This window comes from Polynucleobacter sp. Latsch14-2, from assembly GCF_018881925.1.
Classification (GTDB): Bacteria; Pseudomonadota; Gammaproteobacteria; order Burkholderiales; family Burkholderiaceae; genus Polynucleobacter.
Window position 1 is genome coordinate 188,223 of the sequence record NZ_JACVPL010000001.1, and the last position, 12,192, is coordinate 200,414.

12 protein-coding genes and 1 other RNA gene are annotated in these 12,192 nt (G+C 46.2%); 11 read left to right on the top strand and 2 right to left on the bottom strand.

Going from position 1 to position 12,192, the window contains the following annotated elements:
- Nucleotide 1 precedes the first annotated feature (1 nt).
- From nudB to rnpB, 5 genes are all read left to right on the top strand, one after another.
- A complete protein-coding gene (gene nudB / locus ICN46_RS01050; RefSeq protein WP_216203623.1) occupies nt 2-445 on the top strand; it encodes a dihydroneopterin triphosphate diphosphatase in 444 nt (147 codons plus the stop codon).
- A gap of 24 nt (nt 446-469) precedes the next feature.
- On the top strand, nt 470-2,293 hold the full coding sequence (locus tag ICN46_RS01055; RefSeq protein ID WP_216203624.1) for an ABCB family ABC transporter ATP-binding protein/permease: 1,824 nt from the start codon (nt 470-472) through the stop codon (nt 2,291-2,293).
- A 9-nt stretch (nt 2,294-2,302) separates the two neighbouring features.
- A complete protein-coding gene (locus tag ICN46_RS01060) occupies nt 2,303-3,613 on the top strand; it encodes a glycerate kinase type-2 family protein (RefSeq protein ID WP_216203627.1) in 1,311 nt (436 codons plus the stop codon).
- A 2-nt stretch (nt 3,614-3,615) separates the two neighbouring features.
- A complete protein-coding gene (gene pyrC, locus ICN46_RS01065; RefSeq protein WP_216203629.1) occupies nt 3,616-4,674 on the top strand; it encodes a dihydroorotase in 1,059 nt (352 codons plus the stop codon).
- 58 nt (nt 4,675-4,732) lie between these two features.
- Nucleotides 4,733-5,041: RNase P RNA component class A (gene rnpB, locus ICN46_RS01070), an RNA gene on the top strand.
- Here rnpB and ICN46_RS01075 read toward each other — a convergent pair.
- Nucleotides 5,042-5,464 (bottom strand): OsmC family protein, encoded by a 423-nt coding sequence (locus tag ICN46_RS01075; protein WP_216203631.1) that lies wholly within the window; start codon nt 5,462-5,464, stop codon nt 5,042-5,044.
- A 405-nt stretch (nt 5,465-5,869) separates the two neighbouring features.
- Here ICN46_RS01075 and rplM point away from each other — a divergent pair, with 405 nt between their 5' ends.
- From rplM to erpA, 4 genes are all read left to right on the top strand, one after another.
- Complete coding sequence (gene rplM, locus ICN46_RS01080; protein WP_071466176.1) at nt 5,870-6,298, top strand: 50S ribosomal protein L13; 429 nt, start codon at nt 5,870-5,872, stop codon at nt 6,296-6,298.
- 9 nt (nt 6,299-6,307) lie between these two features.
- Entirely contained in the window at nt 6,308-6,709 is a 402-nt protein-coding gene (rpsI, locus tag ICN46_RS01085) for a 30S ribosomal protein S9 (RefSeq protein ID WP_216203633.1), read from the top strand.
- 111 nt (nt 6,710-6,820) lie between these two features.
- Nucleotides 6,821-7,879 (top strand): N-acetyl-gamma-glutamyl-phosphate reductase, encoded by a 1,059-nt coding sequence (gene argC, locus ICN46_RS01090; RefSeq protein ID WP_216203634.1) that lies wholly within the window; start codon nt 6,821-6,823, stop codon nt 7,877-7,879.
- Nucleotides 7,880-7,969: 90 nt separating this feature from the next.
- Nucleotides 7,970-8,344, top strand: coding sequence for an iron-sulfur cluster insertion protein ErpA (gene erpA, locus ICN46_RS01095; protein WP_216203635.1), 375 nt, complete (start codon nt 7,970-7,972; stop codon nt 8,342-8,344).
- Between the two features lie 13 nt (nt 8,345-8,357).
- Here erpA and ICN46_RS01100 read toward each other — a convergent pair whose 3' ends face one another.
- A complete protein-coding gene (locus tag ICN46_RS01100) occupies nt 8,358-9,488 on the bottom strand; it encodes an anhydro-N-acetylmuramic acid kinase (protein ID WP_216203638.1) in 1,131 nt (376 codons plus the stop codon).
- 74 nt (nt 9,489-9,562) lie between these two features.
- Between ICN46_RS01100 and tyrS the strand changes: the two genes are divergently transcribed.
- Together tyrS and ICN46_RS01110 are read left to right on the top strand one after the other, a co-directional pair.
- Nucleotides 9,563-10,795: a tyrosine--tRNA ligase gene (tyrS, locus tag ICN46_RS01105; RefSeq protein WP_216203640.1), complete on the top strand. Its 1,233-nt coding sequence runs from the start codon at nt 9,563-9,565 to the stop codon at nt 10,793-10,795.
- A gap of 138 nt (nt 10,796-10,933) precedes the next feature.
- On the top strand, nt 10,934-12,190 hold the full coding sequence (locus ICN46_RS01110; RefSeq protein WP_216203642.1) for a nitronate monooxygenase: 1,257 nt from the start codon (nt 10,934-10,936) through the stop codon (nt 12,188-12,190).
- Nucleotides 12,191-12,192: the final 2 nt, after the last annotated feature.

Below are 12,192 nucleotides of genomic sequence, written 5' to 3' on the forward strand. Positions count from 1 at the left end.
CTTGAAAATCCCTATTTCGGTTTTGGTAGTTATTTACAAATCGAATGGGGATGTCTTGCTCATTGAGCGGGCTGATCGCGCTAATTTCTGGCAGTCCGTTACTGGTAGTCTAGATTTTCTCGGTGAAGATTTGTCCCTAGCTGCGGTTCGTGAGGTATTCGAGGAGACTGGTATTGACGCCAAACTCTTACCTGCAGAAGCCTTGCAAGACATGCATCACCAGATCGAATACGAGATTTATCCAGCTTGGCAGCATCGTTACGCGCCTGGAATAGTAAAAAATACTGAGCATTGGTTTTCTCTAAAGGTGCCGAGCAAGACTGAGATTATCCTTGCTCCGAGAGAGCATATTGCCTATCAATGGCTGCCTTATCGCGCAGCGGCAGAAAAGTGTTTTTCACCTAGTAATAGTCAAGCAATACTCCAATTGTTTTCTGCGCATTAGTGAAGAAGTCACTAAGATAGAAATATGAGACATTCATCTGGGCGGCATCATGCCGACACTGAGGTAAAAACTTTTCAACGTGGCGATTGGCGGGTTATTCGTGACCTATTGCCATACTTACTGGAATATAAGTTTAGAGTGGGCATCGCTCTTAGTTGTTTGGTGCTGGCTAAGGTGACCAATCTTGGCATCCCTATTTTAATGAAGCGTCTCATTGATGCGCTTAATATTAAGGCAACTTCCCCAGAAATATTATTAGTAGTGCCGGTTGGTTTATTACTGGCTTATGGGGCATTGCGTATTTCTGCTTCACTCTTTACTGAGTTGCGTGAAGCTCTTTTTGCCCGTGTGACCCAAAATGCTGTGCGTAAGGTTGCGCTTCAGGTATTTGAGCATCTCCACTCTTTGGCTTTGAGTTTTCATTTGGCGCGTCAGACTGGTGGCGTTAGTAGGGATATCGAGCGCGGCACGCGTGGTATCCAGTCTTTGATTTCTTATTCTTTGTATAGCATTCTGCCGACATTCATTGAATTCTGCTTGGTGTTGGGTTACTTCGCCTATTCGTACGATATTTGGTTTGCTGCGATTACTCTAGCTGCCTTGATTTTGTATATCGCATTCACAATTGTGGTGACAGAGTGGCGCACTCATTTCCGTCGCACCATGAATGATATGGATTCGAGAGCCAATCAAAAAGCGATTGATTCTTTACTAAATTTTGAAACTGTAAAGTATTTTAGTAACGAAGCTTTCGAGGCCGGCCGTTATGATGAGAATTTATTGCGCTATCAAGTCGCTGCTGTGAAGTCACAGAAGTCTTTAGCGGTTTTAAATCTTGGCCAGCAGACAATCATCGCCATTGGCCTAGTCTTGATTTTATGGCGCGCCACCCTAGGAGTTATTAATGGCAGCATGACTTTAGGTGATTTTGTTCTAGTCAACACATTAATGATTCAACTCTATATTCCCCTGAATTTCTTGGGAGTAATTTATCGAGAGATTAAACAGGCCCTTACCGATATGGACCGAATGTTTTCTTTGCTCAATACAGAAAAAGAGATCGCTGATGCTCCTCATGCGCCCCCTTTAAAAATCAATCAATATTCACACGGCCCAGACGTTCACTTCGAGCATGTTTCTTTTCATTACGATGCAAAGCGTGAGATTTTGCGGGATGTGAGTTTTCATATTCCTGCTGGCACTATTACTGCAGTTGTGGGGCAAAGTGGTGCCGGTAAAAGTACTCTGGCAAGGCTGCTATTTCGCTTCTACGATGTTCAGTCCGGCAAGATATTAATTGATGGGCAGAATATTTTGGACGTGCAACAAGCTAGTCTCAGAAAGGCGATTGGCATTGTTCCGCAAGACACAGTCCTCTTTAATGACACCATTGGCTATAACATTGCCTATGGCAATCCAAAGGCTTCAATTGAAGAAGTGCAAGAGGCTGCTAGGGCTGCTCAAATTGATGGTTTTATTAAACATTTGCCCGATGGCTACGATACTCAGGTTGGTGAGCGTGGCCTTAAATTATCTGGCGGCGAAAAGCAGCGGGTGGCTATTGCACGCACTTTGCTGAAGAAGCCGGTGATGTTAATTTTTGATGAGGCAACTTCTGCTTTGGATTCCAAGACTGAGCGCGCTTTTCAGGAGGAGCTGCTGAGCCTAGCTAAAAATCGAACTACCCTGATCATTGCTCATCGACTCTCAACCATTGTTCATGCTGACCAAGTTTTAGTAATGGATCATGGCCAAATAGTTGAACGCGGCACCCACATTGAGCTGCTTGCTAAAAATGGTCGCTATGCCGAGATGTGGCATATGCAAGAGCGTGCGGCGCTTGATTAGAATAGCGGTATGACCAAGCAAGAGACGATTTTGAAAAAAGCCTTTGCCGCTGCAGTGGCGGTGGCAGACCCGCAAATCATCATTCCAAAATATTTAGCCAAGATCTTCCCGGCTGGGCAAGAACCCAAGGGGAAATGTTTGGTGGTTGGCGCGGGTAAGGCAAGTGCCTCTATGGCTAGTGCTTTAGAGTGCTATGCCCAACTTAACTGGCCAGATGCAAAGCTCGAAGGCACAGTCCTGACTCGCTATGGACATAGCTCACCAACAAAGCACCTTCAGATCATCGAAGCTGGTCACCCTGTGCCTGATCAAGCAGGTATGGACGGTGCAAAAGCTATTTTTGATGCAGTGAATCACTTAGATGCCGGTGATGTATTGATTGCTTTAGTTTCTGGCGGGGGCTCTAGTCTGTTGACCTTGCCGCAGAGTGGTATCAGCATAGAAGATATGCGCAAAACTACAGAGTCCTTGTTGCGCAGCGGTGCCCCTATCGAAGAGATGAACATCGTGCGCAAACATTTGTCTGCGATTCTTGGTGGAAATTTAGCTAGACTAGCAATTGCTAGAGGTGCTCGCGTAGAGGCCTTGTTGATTTCTGATGTGACAGGCGACTCCCCGGCAGACATTGCGAGCGGTCCATGTGCACCTGATTACTCTACGTATTTGGACGCCCTCAACATACTAGCGAAATATCATCTAGATAAAACAGCTATTCCATGCTCGGTCTTAGATCATTTAAATAAAGGGTCTGCAGGTGAAATTCCTGAGACTTTAAAAGAGGGTGATTTACAAGGCGCTCAGGTTCGTAATCATGTGATTGCTACTGCCTATAAAAGTCTTGAGGCCGCCGCCGAGTATGTTGCTACACAAGGCTACGAACCTATTATCCTTGGTGACACTATTACTGGCGAGGCTCAAGAAGTTGGCATCGAGCAGGCTGTGATTGCACGCCAGCATCTTGGCAAGTCAGTGGCATTGATATCTGGTGGGGAGTGCACGGTCACCTTACCTGTCGGCACAAAAGGGCGCGGCGGGCGTTGTAGTGAGTTTTTACTTTCCCTGTTTTTTGCGACCGAAGGTATACCTTGTTTAGCCGCCTTAGCCGCAGATACCGACGGCATAGATGGCAGCGAGAAGAATGCGGGTGCTTGGTTTACGCCCGAAGTTCGACAGATTGCCAACCAAGGTTTATCGCCGGGAGAATATTTAGCGGCACATGATTGTTATGGATTTTTTGCACAATTAGATGCTTTAGTGGAAACTGGCCCTACACTGACTAATGTGAATGATTTCCGCATCATCCTGATTGATACTGAATAACTATGGCAACAAACCCAACTCAAATTGAACTGATCCAGCCAGATGACTGGCATTTGCATATTCGTGATGGCGAAGTGATGAAAGATGTGTTGGCGGATACGGCGCGTCAGTTTGCACGGGCCATCATCATGCCGAACTTGAAGCCACCCGTTACAACAGTAGATTTAGCAAATGCTTATCGCGCTCGCATTGAGGGGCAATTAAAATTGTTGGGCGTTGATACTTTTACACCCCTAATGACGCTTTATCTCACCGACAATACGTCTGCAGATGAAGTGCGCAAAGCTAAGGCGGAAGGGATTGCAGGATTCAAACTTTATCCTGCAGGGGCCACAACGAATAGTGATGCTGGTGTCAGTGACTTGAAACATTGCCATGCTGCTTTAGAGGCAATGCAAGCAGTAGGTCTGCCGCTACTGGTCCACGGTGAGGTAACGAGCTCTGAAATCGATATCTTTGATCGTGAGGCTGTATTCATTGATCAAGTTTTAGAACCCCTGCGCAAGAACTTTCCTGAACTCAAGCTTGTATTCGAGCACATCACCACTTTGCAGGCCGTGCATTATGTGCGAGACGCTGCCACTGCTGGAAAAAATACGATTGGCGCAACCATCACGCCCCAGCACTTGTTAATGAATCGTAATGCTATCTTTGCCGGCGGCATTCGTCCGCATAATTATTGCTTGCCAGTTTTAAAGCGTGAAGAGCACCGAGTTGCGTTGCTGGAAGCGGCTACGAGTGGTAATCCACGTTTCTTCCTAGGGACAGATAGCGCGCCACATGCCAAGGGCGCTAAAGAGGCTGCTTGTGGTTGTGCGGGTTGTTATAGCGCATTTAATGCCTTGGGTTTATATGCTGAGGCATTTGAGAGTGTTGGTAAGTTAGATAAGTTAGAAGGCTTTGCGAGCTTCTTTGGGCCTGATTTTTATTCTTTGCCGCGTAATACTAAAAAAGTGACCTTAGTGAAGCGGGCTCAAAATATTCCAAATGAATTGCCTTTGGGTGATGCCACAATTGTGCCGCTACGTGCGGGCGAAACCATCGCCTGGTCGCTGTTTTAAGTCCCTCCCTACTAGTTTTACAAGCCAATTTGCTCTGACTGCGTTAGACTGCATGCGCAGAGTCAATTGGGCAATCGCCGCCTCTTTATTGAGGGGGAGGAAAGTCCGGACTCCATAGGGAATGGTGATGGCTAACGGCCATCCACGGTGACGTGAGGAATAGGGCCACAGAGACGAGCGTATTAAGTTACGGTGAAACGCGGTAACCTCCACCTGGAGCAATCCCAAGTAAGCAGGCGATGAGGCTTCCCGCTGAGTCTGCGGGTAGGGAGCTTGAGCCGTCAGGTAACTGCCGGCCTAGAGGAATGATTGCCCCTAGATTGAAAAGTCTAGGCGACAGAATCCGGCTTATCGATTGACTCTGCACTTATTCTGAAATGACTTCTATGCTGTAGGTCAGTTCAGCTGTCTTGGCAAGCATGGTTGTTGCTGAGCAGTATTTCTCGTGAGACAGTTTGACTGCACGATCTACTTTGACCTGATCTAAGTCTTTCCCTTTGACTGCAAAGTGCAAATTAATCTTTGTAAATACTTTGGGATCTTCAGTGGCTCGCTCCGCCTGAAGTGTGACATTGCAGGCGCTGACTGCTTGCCTAGCTTTTTGTAGGATTAAAACCACATCAAATGCAGAGCAGCCTCCAGCCCCAGCTAAAAGAAGTTCCATTGGTCTTGGCGCTAGGTTCTTGCCACCCGCTTCTGGTGCGCCATCCATATTGACAAGGTGACCACTACCAGTTTCTGCCGAAAAAGCCATTCCGCCACCGCCTAACCAAGAAACTTTGCATTCCATATTAGTAATCCCTTACTTCATAAATTAATCAATGTTTTCAATAGTTTACCAATTTTATAGGTGATCAAGTTGCTGCAAGGCAACATTAAATTATTGATTTCAGTCAATTTTCTTGCATTGCATCATATTTCTTGTGTAGAATGACCATATTGGTAGTCAGTCTTATATAAGACTGCGACTTACCTCCCAGTGTCTCCTCCACCCAAACATAGGTGGATTCCAACCCAGGACTCGTTCCTGGGTTTTTTTTAGGTTACAATTCAAGGCTTTACTGAATTACCGATTAGTCAGCGGTAATTGTCTTACTAGTTAAATTGCAGAATCTGCGAGCTTGCAAATATAAGCAGGGCCAAGGTGGATGTGGTTTGAATAGAGTATTTTTTGACTATAACAATTTGAGAAATCATGAAAACTTTTTCTGCAAAATCCCATGAGGTAGTGCATGAATGGTTCGTGATTGACGCTACGGACAAAGTCCTCGGTCGTGTCGCCAGTGAAGTGGCACACCGTCTACGCGGCAAGCACAAACCCGAATACACACCACACGTTGATACTGGCGACTTCATTGTTGTCATCAATTCTTCTAAGCTGCGTGTTACAGGCACTAAAGGCTTGAACAAAATTTATTACCGTCACAGCGGATACCCAGGCGGTATTAGCTCGACCAACTTCGACAAGATGCAGGACCGATTCCCAGGCCGCGCTTTGGAGAAGGCTGTGAAGGGTATGTTGCCAAAAGGCCCACTAGGCTACGCCATGATCAAGAAATTGAAAGTCTACGGCGACGCCAATCATCCGCATGCGGCTCAACAGCCAAAAGCGTTAGAGATTTAAGGAAACCAAATGGCTATTAATTACGGAAATTGGAATTACGGTACGGGTCGCCGCAAGAGTTCTGTTGCGCGCGTATTCATTAAATCTGGCAAAGGCGAAATCACTGTTAACGGTAAGCCTATCGACACCTATTTTGCTCGTGAAACATCGCGCATGATTGCTCGTCAGCCTTTGGCTCTCACAGCCCACCTAACGACCTTTGATATCAAAGTAAACGTTTCTGGTGGCGGTGAAACTGGCCAAGCTGGTGCGGTTCGTCATGGTGTTACTCGTGCATTGATTGATTACGACAATGCTTTGAAACCAACCCTGTCTAAAGCGGGTCTGGTTACTCGCGATGCTCGTGAAGTTGAGCGTAAGAAGGTTGGTCTGCACGGCGCGCGTCGTCGTAAGCAGTTCAGCAAGCGCTAATTTCTTTCAGTCGCTAAAGTTTAACGAAAGGGTCGCGCAAGCGGCCCTTTTTGTTTCTACAATTGAGAAATTCAGAAATACAATTCATAAGTCAGTATTTTGGAGAATGACATGATTAAGGTTGGCATCGTTGGCGGCACTGGTTATACCGGAGTGGAGCTGTTGCGTTTATTGGCGCAACACCCAGAGGTGAAGCTCTGCGCAATTACTTCTCGCACTGAAGCTGGCATGCCAGTGGCTGAAATGTTCCCATCTTTACGTGGTCGTATTGATCTGAAATTTACTACGCCAGACGAAGCTAAATTGAATGAGTGCGATGTGGTGTTCTTTGCAACACCACATGGCGTCGCTATGGCTCAAGCTAAAGGGCTTTTGACTGCAGGTGTAAAGATTCTAGATTTGGCTGCGGACTTCCGTTTAAAAGATCTTAAAGAATTTACTCAATGGTATGGCATGGAGCACGCTTGCCCAGATATTTTGGCTGAAGCTGTTTACGGTTTACCAGAAATAAATCGCGAGGCAATTAAACAGGCGCGAGTTGTTGGCTTGGCTGGTTGTTATCCAACCTCGGTGCAATTAGGTCTTGCACCCCTGCTGTCGTCTAAGTCGACTGGTGGCAAGCAACTGATCGACGGCACCCATATTATTTCTGATTCAAAGTCCGGTACTTCTGGTGCTGGACGTAAGGCAGAGATCGGCACCTTGCATTCTGAATCTAGCGATAACTTTAAGGCCTATGGTGTTAAAGGTCATCGCCATTTGCCAGAAATCGTCCAGGGTTTAAAAGCGATTGCAGGCCATGATCAGATTGGATTGACCTTTGTTCCGCATCTTACGCCAATGGTAAGGGGTATTCATTCAACTCTGTATGTGCGCTTAACTGAGGCGGGCAAGGATGTTGATTATCAAAAGCTTTATGAGAGCTACTATAAAGATGAGCCCTTTGTCGATGTGATGCCGGCGGGCAGTCACCCAGAAACCCGCTCTGTGCGTGGAAGTAATGGCTTAAGAATAGCCATTCATCGGCCCGGTAATGGCGATACTTTAGTGATTTTGGTGGTTGAGGACAATTTAGTGAAGGGCGCTTCTGGCCAAGGTGTGCAGTGCATGAACCTAATGTTTGGCCTTCCTGAGACCACCGGCCTTACCCAAATTGCCGTATCGCCTTAATAACTGTGGGGGTATGGTTTTAGCCCCTTCAGCAAATTAGGTATTAAAAGCCTAAAATAAACAAATCGCCTTTTGATTTAGGAGTAAACCATGACACAAGTAGCCACACAGCCCGTAGAAGATCTTGCAGAGCCACCAGTTCCATTGGTATTTACTGATAGTGCCGCCGCAAAGGTTGCTGATCTGATCGCTGAAGAAGGTAATTCAGAACTCAAGTTACGCGTATTTGTTCAGGGGGGTGGTTGCTCAGGCTTTCAGTACGGCTTCACATTTGATGATGCCGTGAATGAAGATGACACCTTGTTTGAAAAGAATGGCGTTACTTTGTTGGTGGATTCAATGAGCTTCCAATATTTAGTGGGCGCTGAAATTGATTACAAAGAAGATATCAATGGCTCACAGTTCGTCATTAAGAATCCAAATGCGCAAACTACTTGTGGCTGCGGATCCTCTTTCTCCGCTTAATTAAAAAGAGAATTTAAGCAGGATAGCAAGCGCCTAGAATTCTAGGACCTTTCGCACCCGTAACGGCTGGCAGATTTGCCGGCCGTTTTTCTTTGTGAGCCCAAGCCAGCCATGCAAAGGCTAGTCCTTCAACCAGTTGTGGATCAATACCGACGCTCTCACTAGTAGCAACTTCTAAGGGTTGTTTAAATATATTTTTCGCTTTTACCTTTAGTAAATTCATCAAGGCAGTATTTCTAGCGCCACCACCACAGACAATCAGCTTCTGGGTTTGCGGGGCGTGTGATATCAGAGCATCTAAACAAGAGTGGGCGGTGAGATGTAACAAGGTTGCTTGCACGTCTTCAGAGTTAATATTTTCAGCAGCAATTTTCTCGCGCAACCAATCCAGATGAAAGTCATCGCGACCGGTACTTTTTGGAGGTGCTTTTGCAAAAAATGGCTCAGACAATAATTTGGCAAGTAATGCTTCATTAACTTTGCCTTGTAATGCCCAAGCACCACTTTCATCAAAGTCATTTCCTTGTTGATCGGAAATCCATGCATCCATCAATATATTGCCAGGACCGCAATCAAAACCACTTACCTCGCCACCTTTTGGTAGCAGCGTAAGGTTGGCAATGCCGCCAATATTTAGGATCGCTGCATTTTCATGAGAGGAAAATTGTTGCGCATGAAAGGCGGGAACTAAGGGTGCGCCATGCCCACCAGCGGCGAGGTCGCGGCTTCTAAAGTCGGCAATAACGTCCATGCCTGTCTTTTCGGCTAAGAGAGCAGGATTGAGTGTTTGGTGGGTATAGGCTAAACCGTGGCCAAGGTCGGGTTGGTGGCGGATTGTTTGGCCGTGAGCGCCAATCGCAACAATATCGGCAGGTAGTAATTTCGCCTTCTCGAGCAATTGTTTGACTGCGTCTGCATAAGCTAGGGCAAGTGCATTGGCAGCCTGCTTCTCGCGATGGAGTTCATTTAGTCCGGGGCTTTGGAGCTCAAATAGGGCTTTGCGTAAGTCAGGTGAAAAAGGCTTGCTGACTGATGCTTGGGCGCTAGCCTCGCCATTGGAGCTAATCCTGGCTAAAACGGCATCAATCCCATCTAGGCTGGTGCCAGACATCAGGCCAATGTAGAGGGAATGGGGTTTGTTCATGCGGTTCTGGGCTTTGCTCTCAGGAATGCGACAATTATGCTTTAGCAATTTAAATACTCAATAACTGTATCAGCATGACGGCTAAATTAGAGCAAAAATACCCCTTAACTCCAGAAGTTTTCGCGGCCCTCGAAGTTACTAAGCGTGGCTGCGATGAGCTATTGGTAGAGGCTGACTGGGTTCAGAAGCTGGCGCGCAGCCAAGCTACAAAGACACCTTTACGGATCAAGTTAGGCTTAGACCCTACAGCGCCGGATATTCATCTAGGACATACCGTAGTGCTGAATAAATTACGGCAGCTACAAGATTTGGGGCATACCGTCATTTTCTTGATCGGTGACTTCACTAGCATGATTGGCGACCCATCAGGTCGCAATGCCACTCGTCCCCCGTTGACTGCAGAAGAAATCGCTGTCAATGCAGAAACTTACTATCGTCAAGCTAGCATGGTGCTAGACCCCTCTAAAACCGAAGTGCGTTACAACAGCGAGTGGTGTGATCCGCTAGGTGCGCGCGGCATGATTCAGTTGGCTGCAAAACATACTGTTGCTCGTATGTTAGAGCGTGATGACTTTACAAAGCGCTATCGGAGTGGCGTGCCGATTTCGATTCATGAGTTTTTATATCCCTTGATGCAGGGGTATGACTCAGTTGCTCTGAAGAGTGATTTAGAGCTTGGCGGTACTGATCAAAAATTCAATCTCTTGGTTGGGCGTGAGCTTCAGCGTGAGTATGGCCAAGAGCCTCAATGTATTCTGACAATGCCACTTTTGGTTGGCTTAGATGGCGTTGAGAAGATGAGTAAGTCCAAAGGAAATTACATTGGCATTAGTGAGTCTGCTGGCGATATGTTTGGCAAACTCTTGAGCATCTCAGATGATTTGATGTGGGATTATTTCACCTTGCTTTCCTTTAGACCAATGTCAGAAATTGATTTAATGAAGCAAGAGGTTGCTGCTGGCCGCAATCCGAAAGATTGCAAAGTGTTGCTTGCTCAAGAAATTGTTGCACGCTTTCACTCCCAAGCTGCTGCAGAAAAAGCTTTAGAAGACTTTAATCATCGCGCTAAAGGTGGTGTGCCCGACGATATTCCTGCGCTCAACCTATCTGGAGCCCCAATGGGCATTGCAAACTTCATTAAAGCTGCTGGTCTTGCACCATCAACATCAGAAGCCAATCGCAATATTGAGCAAAATGGTGTGAAGATTAATGGCGTCACAATTTCAGATAAGCAACTCAAAGTTGAAACTGGAACCTATGTAGTGCAAGTGGGCAAGCGCAAGTTCGCCAAAGTTACTCTGACTTAGTCACGCTTGATTGCCTTTTAGCTTGGAGTGCTCCTGCAACAAGGGGCTTTTCAGAATACATCTGTTAACAACACCAATAGATGTATTCTATATATATCCTATGAAAGAAACGGGATTACTTAGCTCAAAAAGGCATTAATGAAACGCGTTGACGATTTTCGATTGAAGTTCGGTAAAAAAGAGCTGGTACCCATCATGGTGGGTGGCATGGGTGTTGATATATCAACTGCGGAGTTGGCTTTAGAGGCGGCAAGATTAGGAGGCGTAGGACATATTTCTGATGCCATGGTTCCCGATGTGTCGGATAAGCGCTTTGACACCACATACGTCAAAGATAAAACCAAGTTTTATAAATACAATATTTTAAATTCTGATAAATCCATTATTCAGTTCGATCTTGGGCTGTTGGCGGAAGCAACGAAAAGACACGTTGGCGCAACCATGGAAGCAAAGCGTGGCGATGGACTGATTTTCGTGAACTGCATGGAAAAGCTGACGATGAATGGCCCTCGTGAAACTTTGCGGATGCGTATGGCTTCAGCGCTTGATGCTGGTATCGATGGCATTACCTTAAGCGCAGGTTTGCATTTAGGTTCTTTTGCCCTAATAGAAGATCACCCCAGATTTCGGGATGCAAAGTTAGGCATCATCGTTTCTTCGGTGCGCGCTTTGCAAATTTTCTTACGCAAAAATGCCAGACTCAACCGCTTCCCTGATTATATTGTGATCGAAGGCCCCTTAGCTGGAGGCCACCTTGGTTTTGGAGATGATTGGGCGCAATACGACTTAGCAACGATTGTTGCTGAAGTAGTTGCCTACCTCAAGGCTGAGCAATTAGATATTCCCATTATCGCTGCCGGCGGCATTTTTACTGGCAGTGATGCAGTTTCCTTCTTGGAGAAGGGTTCTGCAGCAGTGCAAGTGGCTACGCGGTTCACGGTATCTGAAGAATGCGGCTTGCCATATAAAGTGAAGCAGGAATACTTTAAAGCAAGTGAGCAAGACATTGAAGTCAATAATATTTCGCCAACCGGCTACCCAATGCGTATGTTGAAAAGTTCGCCTGCAATTGGTTCTGGTATACGACCAGGCTGTGAGTCTTATGGATATTTGCTGGATGGATCTGGTAACTGCGCCTACATTACCGCCTTCAATCGGGAGCTTGAAATTCATCCGGATGGTAAGAATATTTCTGTTAAAGATAAGACCTGCTTATGTACCCACATGAGTAATTTCAATTGCTGGACTTGCGGTCACTATACATACCGACTTAAGGACACAAGTCATCGATTGGATGATGGTAATTATCAAATATTGAGTGCGGAACACATCTTTAAAGATTATCAGTACAGCATTGACCATAAGCTAGCATTGCCAGAGGCACTGATCACCTAGAC

Coding starts and splice junctions, on each gene's coding strand:
- ICN46_RS01055 (WP_216203624.1), top strand. CDS start 470: ATGAGACATTCATCTGGGCGGCATCATGCCGACACTGAGGTAAAAACT.
- ICN46_RS01060 (WP_216203627.1), top strand. CDS start 2,303: ATGACCAAGCAAGAGACGATTTTGAAAAAAGCCTTTGCCGCTGCAGTG.
- pyrC (WP_216203629.1), top strand. CDS start 3,616: ATGGCAACAAACCCAACTCAAATTGAACTGATCCAGCCAGATGACTGG.
- ICN46_RS01075 (WP_216203631.1), bottom strand. CDS start 5,464: ATGGAATGCAAAGTTTCTTGGTTAGGCGGTGGCGGAATGGCTTTTTCG.
- rplM (WP_071466176.1), top strand. CDS start 5,870: ATGAAAACTTTTTCTGCAAAATCCCATGAGGTAGTGCATGAATGGTTC.
- rpsI (WP_216203633.1), top strand. CDS start 6,308: ATGGCTATTAATTACGGAAATTGGAATTACGGTACGGGTCGCCGCAAG.
- argC (WP_216203634.1), top strand. CDS start 6,821: ATGATTAAGGTTGGCATCGTTGGCGGCACTGGTTATACCGGAGTGGAG.
- erpA (WP_216203635.1), top strand. CDS start 7,970: ATGACACAAGTAGCCACACAGCCCGTAGAAGATCTTGCAGAGCCACCA.
- ICN46_RS01100 (WP_216203638.1), bottom strand. CDS start 9,488: ATGAACAAACCCCATTCCCTCTACATTGGCCTGATGTCTGGCACCAGC.
- tyrS (WP_216203640.1), top strand. CDS start 9,563: ATGACGGCTAAATTAGAGCAAAAATACCCCTTAACTCCAGAAGTTTTC.
- ICN46_RS01110 (WP_216203642.1), top strand. CDS start 10,934: ATGAAACGCGTTGACGATTTTCGATTGAAGTTCGGTAAAAAAGAGCTG.